Raw genomic sequence first — 18218 nt, forward strand, 5'->3', positions numbered from 1 at the left:
ATTTTGTAATTACTCTAAGATTTTTGGGGGTCAGGTTGAAGAAACATGTATTGATAATAGCATCCGAGTTCCCAACATACTCTGAGACGTTTGTGGTTGATCACGTGAAGGGTATGTTGAGTTTAGAGTGGAATGTTTCCGTTGCTGCTAATAAAATTGATCAGAAATCGTTTGATAATTGCTTTTCAGATTGTTCAGTTCAGCCAGCTGTTTTCCAACTATCTTCCTTTTTTCGATTGGTGCGGGGAGGGATTTTCAGGGATCTTCGCAGAGCCGTCGAGAGCATTGCAAGTCACCCTAACCCTAACTCCTTGAATGCACGTTTGATAGCGGTTAAAGCTCAACGCTTGTCAGAACTCATACAAACAATTCGTCCTGATCTTGTTCACGCACATTTTGGCCCAAATGGCGTCCTAGCCGCAATAGCGTTAGAAAACAATACAATACCATTGATCGTGAATTTTCATGGTTATGACGTTACTGCCTACACGAAAAAATTTGGTTGGAACATGTACCAGTCTCTATTGAAGACAGCGACTCTAGTAGGTCATAGCCAATTTGTGAGTCGTAGAATTTTGAGAAATCTAGGGCGTCAGATTGAGCTAGTTGTGATGGGCGTTGATACCGGTCGGTTCTCGCCAAACATTGGGAAGACTCAAGTTTGGCCGAGCCCTTTAAAGTTGTTGTCGGTGGGTAGGTTGACTACATGTAAAGGGCATGACATTGCAATTGATACGGTCAAGTTGCTGAATGCTAGGCATCCTAACTGGAATATTGAACTTGTAGTTGTCGGAAGTGGTGAAGAACAAGAGAGGCTCACGAAGCGAATAAAATTTGCTGGGCTTTCAGGAAATATCAGATTTCGTGGGTCATTGGATTACAGGCATATCCCTGGCGTAATGCAGTCTGCAGATATACTGCTGGTTTGTTCGCAGCCGACACCTGATGGTTCGGAGGAGGCATTCTGCCGAGTTGCTGTAGAAGCTATGGCTTGTGGTATGGCTATAGTCGCAACCCCTTGTGGCGGGTTGCCCGATACTGTTGATGGTGCCGGTTATGTTACTAGCGGGTTCGATGCAGCTTCGATAGCTGAAGCCGTCGAATTGCTGGTATCTTCTGAAACGCCAGCATCAGCCGTTGAAATTTCAGTCAAAGCGGCTAAAAAATATGATATTAAAAAAATGATGGATGATTACAAACTTATCTCAGAAAAGGTTCTATTGTTGCCATGAAATTTTATTCAATTTCTTATTTTAAATTCTTTGTCAGAAAGTTTTGTAATTTAATTTTGAAAAAATCTGAACTTTCTATATCGCAAAGAAATGATATGCTTTTTATATCACCTAATGACAAGATAGGTTCTGTTATTCAAAGTCATGGATATTATGAGAAAGAATTTTTGATTTGCATAAAAGTATTGGTTGAGCATCTTTCAATTTCTAATAAGTTGGCAGTAGACGTTGGGGCGAATATTGGAAATCATACGTTATATTTCTCCCACTTATTTGATTCCGTCGTCGCCTTTGAGCCAAGCCTTTCCCTGAATCTGGTGCTTCAGGCAAATTTAATTCGTAATAAGAGAAAAAATGTCGAAGTTATTCGCTGTGGTTTAGGAGAAACGAATGGAAATGCGTTTATTAAAGAACTGTCCCGGGAACATACAGGGATGGTTGAATTAGAAATTTTTTCCGGGGATTCTGAAGGTTTGGTCGAAGCTGTTGAAGTAAATAGAGGAGACGATCTACTTTTTGACAGGCTGCTCCCTATCGGATTTATCAAAGTTGATGTTGAAGGAATGGAGGTTTCAGTATTTAAAGGAATGAAGGAGTGTATTTCGAGGGATAAACCGCTAATCGCTTTTGAAGCGCGAAATATTGTAGAGGGTAATCAGGCAATTCAGTGGCTTTCTGACGTAGGATATTCGTATTTTTATGAGGTTTTCGCTTCCAGAATCGGCGCCGGGAAATACCTTGATGTCAGATCGTTGTTCGCTCTCCGAAAGAGCTATATGTTAAGAAAAATAGAGAGATTGGAGAACAAGCATTATTCTGCAATTTTTGCCTCGGTAGATGAAATTGTCTTTTAAGTCTCTTGTGGGGAAGTTTGTCCTAAGTCAGCAGTTTGTTGCTTTGTGTGCTCAGGGCGCCAAGGTCGCATTGTTGGCTGTATATTTAGTGCTATCAGCCCGTTCCCTTGGCGCAGAGGGCTACGGGTATGTTGTAGTGGCCGTCAGTATTGCCTCGTTATTTGTTCAATTCGTTGGGCTTGGATCTGGAATAGCAAATGTTCGTGAAGCTGCCAGAGACCCTGCCACCTTCTCCGCGGCTTGGGGCCTGGCTCTTGTCCGATATGTCGTTTCAGGTATGCTTCTGGGCAGTTTATATCTGTCAATTAGTTTTATCTTTACAGACGATGTCTTGACATCAGAGGCTTGGTTTCTTGTAGCTGTTTCCGAAATCTTGCTGCTCCCATTATGCATGGTCACTGCATACGCATTCATGGCTTATGGAATGGTCAGACTGTCACTTTTAACCCAAATAGTCGCGCCAGCATTAAAGGCAATCGCCCTCACTGTTTTTTTTTTTCATGGAGAGGGGCTTGACGTTGAGGCGTATGCAGCGTTGATGGTTTTAAGTACTTTTATCGCGGCGTCCATGGTTATGGTTTTGGCATTCAGGTTGCTTCCTCCGATTATTTGGCCAAATCCGGCTGAAGTCTGGAAGATTCGGTCTGATATTCTCTATTCTGTAAACAGCCTAACGAATCAGGGAGTGGCGGAGGGAAGCAAACCCTTGACAATGACCATGGCTGGGGTCGGTGAAACGGGGGCTTATGGTGCGGCTATGAGAATAGTTGCCGCTGCATCTATGCCGATCACATCAGTTATACAGTCTCAAGCGTTCCGCCTTTTTGGCTATGGCAAATCTATCCAGACTGCGCACTTTGTTTTCTTTTCTCGCTATGCGGTAGTTTTTCTAGCGTACAGTTTTTTTTGCCTTCTGCTACTCTGGCTTTTGTCGGGATACTTTGGAGAAATTTTGGGGCCGGGATTTGAGTCCATAGATAGCTTGATCCTGATTTTGGCGTTTTGGCTGCCGGCATTTGCTATTCGTCAGCTCATTGGTGCCGCACTTACTACAACGGATAAGATAAAGGTAAGGATTTATTTAGATTTAGCCTCGATTCTATTTTTTTTATGTTTAGGGCTTTATCTGATTCCTGAGTATGGGCCAATCGGTACGGCTGTTTCGGTCGTCTCGGCAGAATTTTTTTGGTGTTTTATGGCAATAATTTCTTTTAAGATTTCTCGCTTTCGTTGAAGTCACGAAAAGAGGCTCAAAAGGTGTTGTAAATGAGCGGTAAAAATATCTCTTTGGTTAGCGTCATTATTCCCGTCTTCAATGATCAAGCAGGATTGCTAAAATGTATTGAAGCTATGTCCTCACAATCCTATCCACCTCAATCGCTAGAGATCATTGTGGTGGACAATGGTTCTACGCCATCAATTAAAGTTGAAAACTCTCTAGGTCTGAACATTAAAGTTATTCGTTGTGAGAAGCCTGGTTCGTATGCTGCCAGAAATGCTGGTTCAGAGGTCGCTTCTGGTGATCTTTTTGCATTTACTGACGCAGATTGCTGGCCGGCCAAAGATTGGCTCAAGTCGGGTGTCGCAACACTTGAGTCACATGGCGGAAGGGCTTTCGTTGGTGGTGAAGTTGAGATTGTTGAACCTCCCAGTCCGTCCGTTGTGGCGCTTTATCAGCGGGCTACCAGCTTTGGTCAAGAGTCTAATATTAAAGAGAAAAAATTTACTGGCACATTGAATCTGTTTTGTACTAAGGAATTGTTCAGATCTGTCGGAGGGTTTGAAGATCGCCTGTTGTCTGGCGGTGACAGGGAGTGGTCGTGGCGTGCGCTCAAGCGAGGCTTTTCTCTTGTCTATGAACCAACGGCCGTTATTTATACCGAGCCTCGAACCACATTAAGGGGTGCCATCTTGCAGGCAAGGCGCATTACTGCGGGCAGAAGAATGCTGCGTGAGTTTGGCCTCGCACATGTCGGTAGCCAAAATATAGCCAAAAAAAGAAGTGTTTGGCAGTCTGCGGTCTGGCTATTATGTCGAAAAGAGCTAAGCACTGTGGAGAGGGTGCAGATACTTTCTATTGCGGTGGTTATTCGTTTTGCAGAGTCCGTTGAAGGCCTCAGATTGGCTCTTGGCGCAAGAGCCGAGAGGCGTTAAACCTGCGTATAGCACTGCAGAGTATAGGCACTCAGCATTATGTTTTCTGAGAACCTGTTTTTAGCAGACAGCCGTGCGGAGCTGCTCATTTTACGGCGCAATGAATCATTTGATGCAAGGTGACGTATCGCTCGCGTAAAGTCGGCGATGCTATCTCTCTTGCATAAATAGCCGTTTTTTTTATGGTCTATGACTTCAATAACAGACGAGCCTGCCGAAGCAAATACAGGAAGCCCACATGCCATAGCTTCAGCGGCTACTAAGCCAAACCCCTCACTACGTGAAGGAAAAAGAAGGGCGTCAGCATTCTGCATGGCTTTGGCTACCTCAGCATCTCCGTTCAAGCGGCCAATATCGCGCATATTAGGAGGCATTGTTGCCTTATCCTTTTTTGAAGTAGGTCCTCCTGTATAATGCAACTCATAGGTATCACCTAATTCGCTCATGATTGGGGCCAGCAAATCTACTCCTTTTAGTGCCTTCCAACTACCCACATACAACAACCGAAATGGTTCTTCAGGTAAGCGTACGCGCGTCCCAGGGGTAAATATATCGGTATCGATCCCGTTGTAAATCAGCTGCATAGGAACGTCCACGAGCGTTTTTTTTGCTGTATCGGCAACAAACTGACTGACGGCAATTACCTTTCTGGCTCGGCGCATTACACGGCGTTCCATGGGAGCGATCCAGTGTTTGTGATAAGCCGCCCGGAGCCAGCCTTTATAACCAAGGGCATCCGGGTGGTGAACGGCATGATGGATTGTCGCTATCGCCGGCAGGGTTTTTGGAATGAAACGCGGGTGTAACCACGTGTTGACGTGAACCACAGTGGCCCATTCTGGCGGTTTGGGCGCGCGAACAGTCCAGGGGGCGTATTCAGCACGCAGGGGGAGCCAGGTTACTTCTGCCCTTATACCTCGATCTTTCAAGCCTTTGACTAGACGCTGGGTAAAGATATCCGTGCCTGTATTGGTTCTTACGGTAGGGAACCAGATTGCGGGCTGCATTTGCATGTTATTTGTCCTTTTTTAGGGTTGCTGCAATTGCGAGGTATGCTGCTTGGTCAAATTTGCGCTGCATGTGTTGCTCATAAAAAATTCCCGCTTATACTCAACGGTGCTTATCTAGAGGTTAGTTTCTTTTTATTTTCAACTGGTTGTTGTCGCAAAACAATCTAAGGAAACACTGATCAATTAACGAAAGGCGGCAACTAATTGCAAGCCAACCCAAATTCGGGTTGAGAAATAATCTAACGGGGTAGTCGGTTAGCTCCTCTACCCACTATATGTTGTGTTTTCACCAGAGGTACCCGTGAGTTATTTTAGCCTCGGTCACCGGCTCTGTGATGACCGCCTGCTCCAGGAGTCGACGGAAGACAAGTCCACGGCTGCGCGAAGTGCGGCGATTGAATCGAACAGTAAACTCCTCCAAATAAGACTGTAAATGCCCAGCGGTGACCGAGCCCTGATGTGTGCCGAGAATCCATCTTTTCAGGAGGCTGGCAACTCGGTGCACTTCTGGCATAGAAACGTGTGCAGGGTCGCCTGTAGATGACAGGATGCTCTTTTGGTGCAAGTATCCGTGCTTTGGCAACTCATTGTATCCACGCCAGCCGTCCGTGTGAACCGCAGCATCAGGACGTGCTACATCACACACGAACGCCACCAAATTGTCTCCTGACGCATCAGGAACATAGCGCATCCTTATTCGCCCGAACCCCTTGGGTTCCTTTATTTCGATGGCAATTAGCACAATGGATCTACGTGTACCGCGTCCGCGCTTTCCTCCACGTTCTACGCCTCCTACAAAGCTTTCATCTACCTCAATCAGGCCCGATAATGGTTCGCGCTCACTACGCACCATCGCCACCCGGAGCCTCTGCAGCATCGTCCATGCAGTTCGGTAACTCATACCCAGCGTACGCTCAAGAGTCTTGGCTGAAAGGCCATTCTTCGCGGTAGTGACATGCCATACAGCCTCGAACCATGTTGTCAGTGGCGTTCGTGTTTTGTCGAAGATAGTGCCTCCAGTTACCGACGCTTGGTATCGGCAACGGGGGCACACCAACCGACATCGGGTTTGTCGCCATGGTTCCTCGGTCCCTCCACATTGAGGGCAAATGAATCCGCCTGGCCAACGGAGTTGCTCTAAATAGGTTGCGCACGATTCATCGTCAGGGAACTGCACTACGAACTCCCGGTAAGTACGCGGATAGTCATGTCCAGCCACCAGTGGACGGCGTATTATTGCTCCGGTTGCAGATATTCCCATTACTACATCTTGTGCCAAGAGGAGCTAACTGACCACCCCTTATAGAAAAAATGGACGATGTGTGCTTAGTGTTAGCTGTCGTATTGATAGTGGCTTTCCTGTCCCAAAGGAGTTCGTGTTATATATCTTGGTGAATTACTGGAAAAACAGGTTGGACAACTGTTCCAATCGCTTGATGCTGGGATCATTACGGCACACGACTCAGAGTTTGGCAGATACTGCTTTCCGCAAAAACTATATGAAATGGTAACTTGTGATTTGCCTATTGTAGCCGCTAAAGCTGGTACAATTTCTCAAACACTGCAAGGTAGTCCTGAGATTCTTTTTGCACCCAGTAATGCTAAGAGCCTGATTGAGGCCATAGCTATTCAACTTGAAAAACCTTATGTGGCGAATGTTACACCAGTCAAATGGAGTGAGCTTGTTCAAACTATTGAGCCAGTTATCTCGCAGCTGGCCAAATAAATTTGAACTAGAAGGTAAGTATAGTGAAGCCGTAATCTTATAGTCCATATTTACCGAGGCTTCCTATTGTGGTTTCAGTGTTGTAAATAAACTCTCCCCGAACCTCCCCCATGTGAACCCTTTGGCAACCGCCTGTAAAGAAGCGGCCTCCCATGGTCTCTGTAAGCTATTGATAATCTGCCGATTTAATTCTGAGTAGTTGTTTTTTTCAACCAAATATCCCGATACGCTATTATTAACAGCATCAACAACGCCACCAGTCGCAAAAGCAACCGTCGGAACACCATGGGCCGCTGCTTCAATAGCCACCATTCCAAAGCCCTCAGGGTCATCGGGAATGTGCCGCACTGGGAACACATGCACATCAGCGGATTCGTAAGCCGTGGCTAAAAGAACTTTGTCTGTAATAACGCCCAGAAATTTGATGTGGTTGGCTACGCCGGACTTCCCTGCTTGTGCCTTAATACTTTCGACAGTTTGAATACCGGCTCCCAATGAATTTTTGGGTGCTTCTCCAATCACTACCAGAATTGTTTCAGGCGCGGCCTGAACAATTGAGGGTAAGGCTTTTTCGACAAACTCCCTCAGGCCTTTGCGAGTGGTAAGACGACCCACGGAGAGCAGTATTTTTTTACCTAATAGCCCGTGTTGCTCTTTGAAAGCTGAAATCCGTTCTGCTGGTTGGGGTGCATCTGGCAGGGAAACTCCGGGGTGCACAATCCGGATCTCGTTTCGACTTACGCCGGCAGCCACAGCCAGCTCTCGCGTAGGGGTGCTGTTAACAATGATGTGGTCCAGTTTTTTGAACGTTGGTCGCCAAAGTTTTCGGTACAGAATATTGTCGACGGTGATATCGAAACCGTGGAGATAGGCCGCAGAGCGCGCGCCACACAGTTTACTCAGTAACCAGGCAATGGGCGCGGTCAGGCCGCTGCCCGCAAGAATGACATCTGGTTTTTTACGAAAAACGATCCATAGCCCCTTAAAAAAGGATACCAGCAAGAACAATGGCAGCGGTTTAAGGGGTGCTTCGGTCAGCGTTACGGATGGCGGGGCTAATTTTGCCGCTCCGGTGGGGCCAACGACTTGTAGCTCGGCGTGTTTAGCCAGTTCATCGGCCATATGCCAGTTAAGACGTTCCATGCCCCCCACCAAAGGTGGTAGGTTGCGGGTGATAAGCAATATGCAGGGGCGAGTCATAATTTTTTACTTTTGATACCAGAACGTTAACAGTGGCAAAGCTTTCACAGGCTTTTACTCAGAGCCTGAAATCAGACTCCCAAATAGGCAGTATACCTTTCAAATCAAAAATCAGCCCGGACTCAATCGTGTATTCCCGCAGCTGAGTACCCGTCAGAGCCCTGTATTCCGAATGCGGCACAGCCAGCATCACCGCGTTATAGTGGCCTGCCCCCGGATGATCAATCAATGTAATGCCGTATTCGTCCAGAGTTTCTTGTTTGTCGGCCCAGCAGTCGCTTACATCGACTTGGCAACCGAATTCCCGAAGTTCCCGAATCACGTCGATCACTTTGGTGTTCCGCAGGTCCGGGCAGTTCTCTTTGAAGGTGAGGCCCAGCACGAGAATTCGGGAGTTTGCTATGGTGTGGCCTTTTTTGATCATGGCTTTGATAAGTTCAGTTGCCGCATAGGGTGCCATGTTGTCGTTCACGCGCCGCCCGGCCAATATGATTTCGGGGTGGTAGCCAATGGCCTGGGCTTTATGAGTGAGGTAGTAAGGGTCTACGCCTATGCAGTGCCCGCCAACCAGGCCTGGCGTAAAGGGTAGGAAATTCCATTTTGTCCCGGCTGCCGCAAGCACTTCGTGGGTGTCTATTTTTAAGCGGGCGAAGATCATGGAAAGTTCGTTCATTAGGGCTATGTTCAGGTCTCGCTGGGTGTTTTCGATGACCTTCGCTGCTTCCGCGACCTTAATGGAGCTAGTTTTGTGCGTTCCCGCTTTCACAATGGCTGCATAGAGCTCGTCTACTTCGTCTGCGATCGCAGGGGTAGAGCCTGCAGTTATTTTAACGATGTCGGCTAGGCGATGTTTTTTGTCGCCGGGGTTGATGCGTTCGGGGCTGTAACCGGCGAAAAAGTGTTTGTTAAACACCAGGCCAGAAACGTGTTCAAGCCGTGGTACGCATACTTCTTCTGTAGTACCGGGGAATACCGTTGATTCAAAAATGACCAGGTCACCCGATTTCAAAACGCTTCCTACGCTTTCGCAGGCCGTGATAAGCGGGGTAAAGTCAGGCGCTTTGTACTGGTCTATCGGTGTGGGCACGGTCACTATGTAAATTTGACAGTCTGCTATTGCTTTCTCGGTGTTGGTAAACGTCAGCAGTGGGGCAGAATCGAGTTCAGATTTAGTAGCCTCCCGTGTTCGGTCGAACCCTCTTTTGAGCTCTTCCACGCGGGTGCTGTTGATATCGAAGCCTACCACCGGTCGGCTCGCACCAAAGGCGGCGGCCAGTGGCAGCCCAACGTACCCCAGCCCCACAATCGCAATTTTCTTCATACAGTCCCCAGGCCCGTTTTGGCGTGTTTTCGCACCACGGTATCCTGCTTGGCTGGCTGGCGTGCCGCAAGCGTATTTTTGTGTATTAATTTGACGGTGCTCAGGCCATCAATCATTTATAGATCTGATCATAAACAGGCACTGGAGGAAACACCCCAAGCTTTCCAAATCGCCCCCACCCATCTAAACTCAAGCTTCGCAATTACTCGCACCCCAACCGTCAGGCTGCAGCGCCCTAATCTATGACAATAAACACAAGTAACATCACCTTAACCGGCCTGGCACGGCGTTTCGTAAGCGACGGCTTGCTGGAAGAATCCACGGCCAAAGACGCCTTTTTTCAGGCTTCTCAGAACCGTATTCCGCTGATTACCTACCTAACTCAGCACAAGTTGGCAAACAGCTCGGCGTTGGCGTTTTCGGCGGCCATGGAGTTTGGTATTTCAGTGCTGGACCTGGATGCGTTTTTGCCGGAGATGATGCCCGACAAGCTGGTGGACGAAAAACTGCTGCGCAAGCACAACGCCCTGCCCCTGTATAAGCGTGGCAACCGGCTGTTTATTGCAGTGAGCGACCCCACCAACGTTCAGGCTCTGGACGAAATCAAGTTCAATACCGGCTTAAGCACCGATGCAATTCTGGTGGACGATTCCAAGCTGCGCGCGGCTATCGAAAAGTATTTGGCGTCTAGTGAAAGCTCCATGGGCGACCTGGCCGATACAGACCTTGAAGGTATCGAAACAGAAGGCGCGGATGGAAACGAAGACGACGGTGCAGTGGTTGTTGCCGAAGTAGACGATGCACCCATCGTAAAGTATGTGAACAAAATGCTGCTAGATGCGATTCGCGGGGGTTCTTCAGACGTTCACTTTGAACCTTACGAGAAAACCTACCGCGTACGCTTTCGCACTGACGGCATTCTAAAAGAAATGTCGCGACCCTCTATAAAGCTGGCACCGAAAATATCCGCGCGAATAAAGATCATGGCGCAGCTGGACATTTCCGAGCGACGTTTGCCGCAAGACGGCCGCATAAAAATGAGGCTGTCCAAAACCAAGTCCATCGACTTTCGGGTGAACACCCTGCCCACGTTGTGGGGCGAGAAAATCGTGCTGCGTATTCTGGACCCCAGCCAGGCAAAGCTGGGCATTGACGCCCTCGGCTATGAAGAAGACCAGAAGAAGCTGTATATGGACGCCCTGGCGCAACCACAGGGCATGATTCTGGTGACGGGCCCCACCGGTTCCGGTAAAACCGTGTCGCTGTATACCGGCCTGAACATTCTGAACACCGACGAGCGCAATATTTCCACCGCGGAAGACCCGGCGGAAATTAACCTGGAAGGCGTGAATCAGGTCAACGTGAACAACAAAGTGGGGCTTGGCTTCGCCGAAGCGCTACGGGCGTTTTTGCGGCAAGACCCTGACGTTATCATGGTGGGCGAGATTCGAGACCTGGAAACCGCTAACATTGCTATCAAAGCGGCACAAACCGGTCACCTTGTGTTATCCACCCTGCACACCAACAGCGCGGCCGAAACCTTAACCCGTATGATGAACATGGGTGTGCCGGCGTTTAACATTGCCACGTCTGTTAGCCTGATTATTGCCCAGCGCCTGGGCCGGCGACTTTGCAGCTGCAAACAGGCTGGAGCCATCCCAAAAGACGTACTTTTAGCCGAAGGGTTCTCAACTGAACAAATTGAAACAGGGTTCACGTTGTACCACCCGAAAGGCTGTGATAAATGCACTAATGGGTATAAAGGCCGTGTCGGCATTTACGAGGTGGTGAAAGTAACCGAGCAGCTGGCCAGCATGATTATGGAAGAGGCCAGTTCTATCAAGATTGCAAAAGCAGCTCAGGCTGAAGGCTTCCGAACCCTGCGCCAATCTGCCCTGTTAAAAGTGATTGAGGGTGTGACCAGCCTTGAAGAAGCCAACCGCGTGACCAAGGATTAAGCATGGCTCAGAAAGCGAAGAAACTGGAATCTTACGTTTGGGAAGGCAAAGATCGCCGGGGCAACAAAGCCAAGGGTGAAATGCCTGGCGTTAGCCTGGCTTTGGCCAAGGCCCAGTTGCGCAAGCAGGGCATAGTTCCAGACAAGGTGAAAAAGAAATCCAAACCCTTGTTCGGCGGCAGCAAAAAAATTACGCCTTTTGACATTGCCATGCTCACCCGACAACTGGCCACCATGATGAAAGCCGGTGTGCCCCTGGTGCAAAGCTTTGATATCGTGGCCGATGGCCTGGAAAACAGAGGCCTACAGGAACTGGTGATGTCGGTTCGGAATGACATTGCCTCTGGTAACAGTTTCGCCGGATCGTTGCGTAAACACCCCCGTCAATTTGACGACCTGTACTGCAACTTGGTGGATTCCGGCGAAAAAGCCGGTGCGCTCGAGAAGATGCTCGACCGTATTGCCACCTACATGGAAAAAACAGAAATTCTGAAGAAAAAAGTCAAAAAAGCGATGACCTATCCTATCGCCGTTGTAGTGGTCGCTATTATTGTCACCGCAATTCTGCTCGTAAAAGTAGTTCCGCAGTTTGAACAACTTTTCAACGGGTTTGGTGCAGAGCTGCCGGTGTTCACTCAAATGGTGGTGCGCCTGTCGGAATGGATGCAGACTTGGTGGTTCGTGGTGATGCTGGGAATTATCGGTGCCATTGTTTTATTCAAAGAGTCGAAACTGCGGTCACAGAAATTCTCGGACATTGTTGATAAGTACATTTTAAAAGTACCCATTATGGGTGAAATCTTGGACAAATCTGCGGTTGCCAAGTTTGGCCGGGTGTTATCAACAACCTTTGCAGCCGGTGTTCCCCTTGTAGACGCCCTTGAATCCGTTGCGGGCGCTACGGGCAATGCGGTATATCGCGATGCCGTTATGCGTATCCGCAATGACGTGTCCAGCGGTACCCAACTGCAAGCCTCTATGCGGGCGCAGAACGTGTTTCCGGTGATGGCGGTTCAGCTAACAGCCATTGGCGAGGAATCTGGTAACCTGGACGAAATGCTGGAAAAAGTGGCCGAGCACTACGAAGCAGTAGTGGATGACATGGTCGACAACCTGACTGCGCTGATGGAGCCGATGATTATGGTTGTACTGGGCATTCTGGTGGGCGGCCTGATTATCGCCATGTATCTACCGATCTTCCAAATGGGCCAGGTTGTTTAATTCATGATGAGTTTTAGCATCTTTTTGGACACACCCTGGCTGCTGTACAGCACGGTTGCTTTTCTATCTTTGTGCATTGGCAGTTTTCTGAACGTGGTTATTTTTCGCCTGCCGGCAATGATGCAGCAGGAGTGGCGCTGCCAATGTGAAGAGCTGCTGGAAGTGCCAGAGGCCAAGCGGGAGCCGGCGAAGGTGCTAAGCCTGTCAAAGCCAGCCTCTACCTGCCCCCACTGCGGCCACGGCATTCGCGCCTGGCAGAATATACCGGTCATTAGTTACCTGCTGTTGAAAGGCAAGTGCGCCCGTTGCAGCGAACCGATTTCAGCGCGCTACCCGATTATCGAGTTAGCGACAGCGGTGTTCTCGGTGCTCACCGTGTATCTTCTGGGGCCAACGCCTGCGGCGCTTTGGGCGCTATTGTTGGTGTGGGCGCTGGTGGCGCTGACGATGATTGATTTTGATACTCAACTGCTGCCAGACTCCATCACTCTGCCCCTGCTTTGGTTAGGGCTGATTGTGAATTACTTTGGCCAACTGGTGCCTTTTAATGAGGCATTCTGGGGCGCCGTAGTCGGTTACCTGGCACTCTGGTCGGTTTACTGGCTGTTCAAGCTGGTTACCGGCAAGGAAGGCATGGGCTACGGCGATTTCAAGCTGCTGGCAGCGTTAGGCGCGTGGCTGGGTTGGACGTTATTGCCAGCGGTTATTCTGTTATCCTCTGTTGTAGGCGCAGCCGTTGGTATAGCCTTGATGGTGTTCAAACAGCAGGGCCGAGAGGTGCCCATTCCATTTGGGCCTTATTTGGCCACGGCTGGCTTGATGTGTTTGTGGTTTGGTGATGAAATTGTGGGTGTGTGGTTCGGTTTTCTTAGTGTATAGGCTTGGTTTATAAATTTGGTTATATGAACTTGGCTAAATAAGGAGTAGGCGCGCGTATGGCACCCAAAATTGTGGGGCTGACCGGTGGTATTGGATCAGGAAAATCAGTGATTGCCAGCCTCTTTGGCGCCCTTGGCGTGCATTGGGTAGACGCAGACGATGTCGCCCGCCAGGTGGTAGAACCCGGCACCCGAGCGCTGGAGCTGATTGCCGAGCACTTTGGTCACGACATTTTGATGTCTGGTGGGGCGCTGAATCGCGCAGCCTTGCGCAAGCTGGTGTTTGACGACGCCGAAGAGCGCAGGTGGCTGGAAGAATTGATACACCCCATTATTCACACCGAACTGGAACGCCAGCTAAAGCCCGACGATTACGACTTGCCCTACGTACTGCTGGTGTCGCCGCTGTTATTTGAAACGATTCAGCACACCATTACCGAGCGGGTGATTGTTATAGACAGCCCAGAGAGCGTGCAAATACAGCGCACCATGGCTCGGGACAACAACCCCAGAGACCAGGTTGAACGCATTATTGCCGCACAGATTCCGCGCCAGCAGCGGCTTGATAAGGCCGACCTGATTATTGATAACGGCGGCACCAAAGACAACGTGCGCCAACAAGTGCGAGACGCCCACAATGCGCTGCTGGTGGAATTTGGCCATTAACCGGCGTCAGATATTTGGCGCCGGTTTCTTTACTATTGCTGCAGTGCTTACAGCGCCCTCAGCCTATGCACTCGAACCTTCAATACAGTTCTACCAGCGATCTATTCCACAGCACCTTGCCCCGCAGTCGTTACCCAGCAACTTTTACGACTTTGCGCCAGAGGAATATTGGGCCGAACCGGAAGATTCCTATTGGATGACCTTCAGTAACTGGGTGCTGTTGCAGGAGCGCACTCAAGGTGAGCGTGTGGAACATTTGGGGCAATGGGCGGACCGAACCCTGTCTGGAGAACGTCATAGCCTGCCGCTGAACGAAAGTTATTTGCGGCTAAGCTTTGCCACCGAAACCCGTGCCGGAGCAGTATTGGATTTTGAACCAGAGGCGCGCTTCCGGGTTGATATACCCACCGCCCGCAAAAAGCTGAGACTGGTGATCGAAAGCGAAAGCGAAGAGCTGATTCCGCTAGCAGAGCGGCAGCGCGACCGGCAGCTTACGGAACCGGAACGCTCTTCAACCGGCACCACGGGCGCTCTCCGGTTTTTGGGCCAAGTGGGTGACTCGATTAATTTCTCCAATGATTTTGGCGCGCGCCTACACTTGCCCCCCGATGCATTCTGGCGTGCCACCGTGCGCAAGAATTGGTGGCCATCTGGCGACTGGGGCTTGCTGGCTCAACAGCGTTTTTATTATTACCATCAAAACGGTTGGGGTTCGCGCAGCTGGTTCGAGGCGCGGCACGATTTAGGTAAGGGCTGGGAGTTTATAAACTCGTCTGAGCTTGAGTGGGTGCACAACGACAGGGAATTTGTGGCGGCCCAGGTGTTTAGCGTTAGCAAGCGATTAAATAACCGTGCCGTGCTTACGCCCCGGGTTGGCGTGCTAGGTGAAAGCCAGCCCGGCTGGCGCACCACCGAAGTCTTTGCCGACGTGACTTGGCGCTACCGTATGTACGGCGACTGGCTGTTCGGAGAGATTATTCCCGCGCTGCAGTTTGCGCGGGATAATTCGTTTAAAGACGACAGCTCACTGATTTTGCGATTGGAAATGTATTTTTCTGGCAACATTGTTCGGCGCAACTAGCACTTATGCCTCGCCATAACGCGAAAGATGCCACTGAAGCACTGACTCTGACTCCGATTGCCATCACTCGCTCCTGCTTTGCTGACAAGTTTGGCGTGCCGCGGCAGCCGGGCTTAACCCGCCATGCCCACGCGGACTTATTGATTCAGCCGCCGTTTGACCGTGAGGATGCTTTTCGCGGTTTGGAGAGCGCCAGCCATTTATGGCTGACGTTTCAGTTTCATCAGGCGGTGCGAGCCGAGTGGCGGCCTGTGGTGCGGCCACCCCGTTTGGGAGGCAACCGCAAGATTGGGGTGTTTGCCAGCCGTTCGCCGTTTCGCCCCAACAGCCTGGGGCTTTCGGCAGTGCGTAACCGCGGGCTGGTGCGCAAGCAAGGCAAGCTGGTGTTACAAATCAGTGATCACGATTTGATCGAAGGCACGCCGATTCTGGACATCAAACCGTATCTGCCATTTGCAGACGCGATAAGCGGCGCGCACCTGGGTTGGGCCGAAGAGGCGCCGGTGGAGCGTTTGCCGGTGGTATTTTTACCCGAGGCACAGCAGCAGCTGGGCGAGCTTTGTACAGAGAATTCTTTACAGAAATATCCGGATTTTGCCGCGCTGATTGAGGATGTGGTGAGTTACGATCCGCGCCCGTCGTTTCGTCGTGGCCGTGAAGAAGAGCGAATTTACGGTGCGCATTTGTACAATGTTAATGTGCGTTTTCGATTTGTAACCGACGAAACCGGCAGCCGTGTGGAAGTGCTGACGGTTTGTTAAAATATTTTCGCTTGGTTTGTTATTTCATAAGTGCTTGGATAGATTTTTCACTTCACCAAAGATTAGAAAGGTTGCTATGAACGTTGACTGCCCCACCTGCCGTAAAACCGTGGAATGGACCGATGCCAATCCGGATCGCCCATTCTGTTCGCACCGCTGCAAGTTGATTGACCTGGGCGCTTGGGCCAATGAGGAATACGGAGTACCGGCACAGAATGTAAGCTCCGAAGACCTGGATCAACTGGACCAGTTGGAAGACGACACCCGGCACTGAGCGTACTGTTTGTAGCCGTTTTCAAACCATATGCAAAAAAACAGTGTGGATTGTGCAAACCGTTCATACCCGGCGGTTACGGGCTTTTAAGTTGTGGGTTACCGTCGTGCGCTTTATCATCGCTTTAAGAGCCTTCCGCCATTGCCGGCAGCTTACACTTTCGTTCATGACCCGCTCATCACTCTTTCATCACCAAAAAGGTAGCATTATGAAAGCCTCTCGTATTTCCCTGATGGCCCTGTCACTTGCTACGGGCGCAGCACCTGCGCTGGCCAGCGACGTTGACCTGAGCTTGACCACAGATTCCGCAAAGGCACAGATGAACTTCTTTGACAGCCGCGACGACATGCAGTTGGGCGCAGGCTATACCTACCACGAAGGCAGCCGCCACATCGGCAACGTGGATTTTCACGCCCAAGGCCGCACAGCCCTTGGCAATCTGCCTACCACCGCAGGCCTTGGTATGCGCTTGATCGGTTGGGACGATGACCGGGTAGACGGCGGCGCTTTGGCGCTGGGTGGCTATGCAACGGTGAATATTCCCAATGTACCGGGCTTGTCTGTCACTGGCGGCCTGCACTATGCACCCAGTATTCTGGCGTTTGGCGACTCCGATGACATGACCAGCCTTGAAGCCCGCGTTAGTTACCGTGTGATTCGTAACGCAGAGCTGTTTGGCGGTTATCGCTACCTGAACACAGATTTGGATGGCCGCGGCGATCTGAACCTGGATGAAGGCCTTATGGCCGGTATGAAATTGTACTTCTGATCAATTTGCTGCCGAGCCTGAAGGAATCCCCGGCCCGCGTACTGCGGTCCGGGGATTTTTGTATATTGGCTGATCTGCTGCTATTTTGATCATTTAATCACAATAACCCGTAAGGTTATTGTAAAGCCCAGAGGTGATATGTCAGTCAACACAGGCGCACCTTCCCCCGCTGCCAAGAAGCGTCATGCTCTGGCGTTCATTCTATTTTTGATTGCCGGTGCTTTGTTTGGAGCATTTTATAAACCGTCACCGAGCGCACTCAGCAGCCGTGACAACGCCGGCGAAGAATTTCCGTTTGCCACGCTACCGGCGCTGCCCCGCTGGGCCAATGCGCCCTTGCCAGATTTTTCTGGTTACGCAGATACTGACGAAAAAAAAGCCGCTTTTTTTGATTTTCTGTTCCCGCGCATTGTGCTGGCCAACAGCCGCATTTTGTTGGAACGCGAGTACCTAGACGCTTTGGCTGCAAAGTCCCAGTTTACCGGCAAAGAAAAACAATGGCTGAAAAACGAAGCCAAGCGCCTGCGGGTAGATCTCGCGCCGGCGGGCAGGGCCCAGATTGCCAAGCTGAAAAGACGCCTGGACGTAATACCGCCATCGCTGATTATGGCCCAGGCGGCTAATGAGTCCGCTTGGGGAACGTCGCGCTTTGCGGTGGATGGTAACAATCTTTTCGGCCAATGGTGTTTCACCGCTGGCTGCGGCTTGGTTCCGCTTAGCCGGGTATCGGGCGCCAGCCACGAGGTGGCCAAATTCTCTTCGCCCTATCGTTCGGTACGGGCCTATATCCAGAATTTGAACCGCCACCCTGCCTACCAGCCATTGCGGGATATTCGCCTGACCGATCGCAAACAACAGGAGCCGCTGTCTGGCAGGGAGCTGGCCGCAGGGCTCGAACTTTACTCCGAGCGCGGAGAAGAGTACGTCGGCGAGATAACGGCAATGATCCGCCATAACAATCTGGCCGTGTACGATCAGGCATTTGCTGAGATTTTGAAGGATCGCACCCCGGCCCACTTGCAACAACTGGCCAGCGCCCGCAATATTAATGAGCTGATGCCGCGCTAGAAACCGCCGGTAACCAGAAGCAATGTTAACGTAAAGCAAGCCAGTT

Annotated in this window: 18 protein-coding genes; 14 read left to right on the top strand and 4 right to left on the bottom strand. The window is 50.3% G+C overall.

Features of this window, described 5'->3' with window-relative positions; translation table 11 throughout:
* Positions 1-92: 92 nt before the first annotated feature.
* From MIH18_RS07675 to MIH18_RS07690, 4 genes are read left to right on the top strand one after another with little or no spacing between them, the layout of a single operon-like run.
* On the top strand, positions 93-1232 hold the full coding sequence (locus tag MIH18_RS07675; RefSeq protein WP_283164858.1) for a glycosyltransferase family 4 protein: 1140 nt from the start codon (positions 93-95) through the stop codon (positions 1230-1232).
* A complete protein-coding gene (locus MIH18_RS07680; RefSeq protein ID WP_249014246.1) occupies positions 1229-2086 on the top strand; it encodes an FkbM family methyltransferase in 858 nt (285 codons plus the stop codon). The genes MIH18_RS07675 and MIH18_RS07680 overlap by 4 nt, the downstream gene beginning before the upstream one ends.
* The gene (locus tag MIH18_RS07685) at positions 2076-3320 is read left to right on the top strand and encodes an oligosaccharide flippase family protein (RefSeq protein WP_249014247.1); all 1245 of its coding nucleotides are present in this window, start codon (positions 2076-2078) and stop codon (positions 3318-3320) included. The genes MIH18_RS07680 and MIH18_RS07685 overlap by 11 nt, the downstream gene beginning before the upstream one ends.
* A 32-nt stretch (positions 3321-3352) precedes the next feature.
* Positions 3353-4240 (top strand): glycosyltransferase, encoded by an 888-nt coding sequence (locus MIH18_RS07690; RefSeq protein WP_249014248.1) that lies wholly within the window; start codon positions 3353-3355, stop codon positions 4238-4240.
* Here MIH18_RS07690 and MIH18_RS07695 read toward each other — a convergent pair.
* Both MIH18_RS07695 and MIH18_RS07700 read right to left on the bottom strand, forming a co-directional pair.
* On the bottom strand, positions 4237-5253 hold the full coding sequence (locus MIH18_RS07695) for a glycosyltransferase family 4 protein (protein ID WP_249014249.1): 1017 nt from the start codon (positions 5251-5253) through the stop codon (positions 4237-4239). The two genes, MIH18_RS07690 and MIH18_RS07695, sit on opposite strands and share 4 nt — an antisense overlap.
* A 283-nt stretch (positions 5254-5536) precedes the next feature.
* A complete protein-coding gene (locus MIH18_RS07700; protein WP_249014250.1) occupies positions 5537-6511 on the bottom strand; it encodes an IS1595 family transposase in 975 nt (324 codons plus the stop codon).
* 120 nt (positions 6512-6631) lie between these two features.
* On the opposite strand from MIH18_RS07700, the gene MIH18_RS07705 reads away from it, so the two are divergent.
* Positions 6632-6976 carry a hypothetical protein gene (locus MIH18_RS07705; RefSeq protein ID WP_283164888.1) on the top strand — a complete coding sequence of 115 codons (345 nt, stop codon included), beginning with the start codon at positions 6632-6634 and terminating at the stop codon, positions 6974-6976.
* A gap of 63 nt (positions 6977-7039) precedes the next feature.
* On the opposite strand, the gene MIH18_RS07710 is transcribed toward MIH18_RS07705, so the two are convergent.
* The gene (locus tag MIH18_RS07710; protein WP_249014251.1) at positions 7040-8119 is read right to left on the bottom strand and encodes a glycosyltransferase family 4 protein; all 1080 of its coding nucleotides are present in this window, start codon (positions 8117-8119) and stop codon (positions 7040-7042) included.
* 115 nt (positions 8120-8234) lie between these two features.
* Positions 8235-9497 (bottom strand): Vi polysaccharide biosynthesis UDP-N-acetylglucosamine C-6 dehydrogenase TviB, encoded by a 1263-nt coding sequence (gene tviB, locus MIH18_RS07715; protein ID WP_249014252.1) that lies wholly within the window; start codon positions 9495-9497, stop codon positions 8235-8237.
* Between the two features lie 242 nt (positions 9498-9739).
* Between tviB and pilB the strand changes: the two genes are divergently transcribed.
* The 9 genes from pilB to MIH18_RS07760 all read left to right on the top strand — a co-directional run bounded on the left by pilB (position 9740) and on the right by MIH18_RS07760 (position 18172).
* The gene (gene pilB, locus MIH18_RS07720) at positions 9740-11455 is read left to right on the top strand and encodes a type IV-A pilus assembly ATPase PilB (RefSeq protein ID WP_249014253.1); all 1716 of its coding nucleotides are present in this window, start codon (positions 9740-9742) and stop codon (positions 11453-11455) included.
* A gap of 2 nt (positions 11456-11457) precedes the next feature.
* Positions 11458-12675: a type II secretion system F family protein gene (locus MIH18_RS07725; protein ID WP_249014254.1), complete on the top strand. Its 1218-nt coding sequence runs from the start codon at positions 11458-11460 to the stop codon at positions 12673-12675.
* 3 nt (positions 12676-12678) lie between these two features.
* On the top strand, positions 12679-13554 hold the full coding sequence (locus MIH18_RS07730) for an A24 family peptidase (protein ID WP_249014255.1): 876 nt from the start codon (positions 12679-12681) through the stop codon (positions 13552-13554).
* 56 nt (positions 13555-13610) lie between these two features.
* The gene (gene coaE / locus MIH18_RS07735; RefSeq protein ID WP_249007803.1) at positions 13611-14219 is read left to right on the top strand and encodes a dephospho-CoA kinase; all 609 of its coding nucleotides are present in this window, start codon (positions 13611-13613) and stop codon (positions 14217-14219) included.
* Positions 14191-15300 carry a hypothetical protein gene (locus MIH18_RS07740; protein WP_249014256.1) on the top strand — a complete coding sequence of 370 codons (1110 nt, stop codon included), beginning with the start codon at positions 14191-14193 and terminating at the stop codon, positions 15298-15300. The genes coaE and MIH18_RS07740 overlap by 29 nt, the downstream gene beginning before the upstream one ends.
* A gap of 5 nt (positions 15301-15305) precedes the next feature.
* Positions 15306-16061, top strand: coding sequence for a tRNA (N6-threonylcarbamoyladenosine(37)-N6)-methyltransferase TrmO (gene tsaA / locus MIH18_RS07745; RefSeq protein ID WP_249014257.1), 756 nt, complete (start codon positions 15306-15308; stop codon positions 16059-16061).
* A gap of 76 nt (positions 16062-16137) precedes the next feature.
* Positions 16138-16335, top strand: coding sequence for a DNA gyrase inhibitor YacG (gene yacG, locus MIH18_RS07750; RefSeq protein ID WP_249007800.1), 198 nt, complete (start codon positions 16138-16140; stop codon positions 16333-16335).
* Between the two features lie 208 nt (positions 16336-16543).
* The gene (locus tag MIH18_RS07755) at positions 16544-17104 is read left to right on the top strand and encodes a YfaZ family outer membrane protein (protein ID WP_249014258.1); all 561 of its coding nucleotides are present in this window, start codon (positions 16544-16546) and stop codon (positions 17102-17104) included.
* 138 nt (positions 17105-17242) lie between these two features.
* Positions 17243-18172, top strand: coding sequence for a glucosaminidase domain-containing protein (locus tag MIH18_RS07760; protein WP_249014259.1), 930 nt, complete (start codon positions 17243-17245; stop codon positions 18170-18172).
* Positions 18173-18218: the final 46 nt, after the last annotated feature.

Source organism: Marinobacter sp. M3C, from assembly GCF_023311895.1.
GTDB lineage: Bacteria > Pseudomonadota > Gammaproteobacteria > Pseudomonadales > Oleiphilaceae > Marinobacter.

Excerpts from the sequence above, each read along its gene's own strand:
- MIH18_RS07740 (WP_249014256.1), top strand. The coding sequence starts at position 14,191 with ATGCGCTGCTGGTGGAATTTGGCCATTAACCGGCGTCAGATATTTGGC.
- MIH18_RS07725 (WP_249014254.1), top strand. The coding sequence starts at position 11,458 with ATGGCTCAGAAAGCGAAGAAACTGGAATCTTACGTTTGGGAAGGCAAA.
- coaE (WP_249007803.1), top strand. The coding sequence starts at position 13,611 with ATGGCACCCAAAATTGTGGGGCTGACCGGTGGTATTGGATCAGGAAAA.
- pilB (WP_249014253.1), top strand. The coding sequence starts at position 9,740 with ATGACAATAAACACAAGTAACATCACCTTAACCGGCCTGGCACGGCGT.
- MIH18_RS07680 (WP_249014246.1), top strand. The coding sequence starts at position 1,229 with ATGAAATTTTATTCAATTTCTTATTTTAAATTCTTTGTCAGAAAGTTT.
- MIH18_RS07710 (WP_249014251.1), bottom strand. The coding sequence starts at position 8,119 with ATGGAACGTCTTAACTGGCATATGGCCGATGAACTGGCTAAACACGCC.
- MIH18_RS07730 (WP_249014255.1), top strand. The coding sequence starts at position 12,679 with ATGATGAGTTTTAGCATCTTTTTGGACACACCCTGGCTGCTGTACAGC.
- MIH18_RS07700 (WP_249014250.1), bottom strand. The coding sequence starts at position 6,511 with ATGGGAATATCTGCAACCGGAGCAATAATACGCCGTCCACTGGTGGCT.
- tviB (WP_249014252.1), bottom strand. The coding sequence starts at position 9,497 with ATGAAGAAAATTGCGATTGTGGGGCTGGGGTACGTTGGGCTGCCACTG.
- yacG (WP_249007800.1), top strand. The coding sequence starts at position 16,138 with ATGAACGTTGACTGCCCCACCTGCCGTAAAACCGTGGAATGGACCGAT.
- MIH18_RS07755 (WP_249014258.1), top strand. The coding sequence starts at position 16,544 with ATGAAAGCCTCTCGTATTTCCCTGATGGCCCTGTCACTTGCTACGGGC.
- MIH18_RS07760 (WP_249014259.1), top strand. The coding sequence starts at position 17,243 with ATGTCAGTCAACACAGGCGCACCTTCCCCCGCTGCCAAGAAGCGTCAT.
- tsaA (WP_249014257.1), top strand. The coding sequence starts at position 15,306 with ATGCCTCGCCATAACGCGAAAGATGCCACTGAAGCACTGACTCTGACT.
- MIH18_RS07690 (WP_249014248.1), top strand. The coding sequence starts at position 3,353 with ATGAGCGGTAAAAATATCTCTTTGGTTAGCGTCATTATTCCCGTCTTC.
- MIH18_RS07695 (WP_249014249.1), bottom strand. The coding sequence starts at position 5,253 with ATGCAAATGCAGCCCGCAATCTGGTTCCCTACCGTAAGAACCAATACA.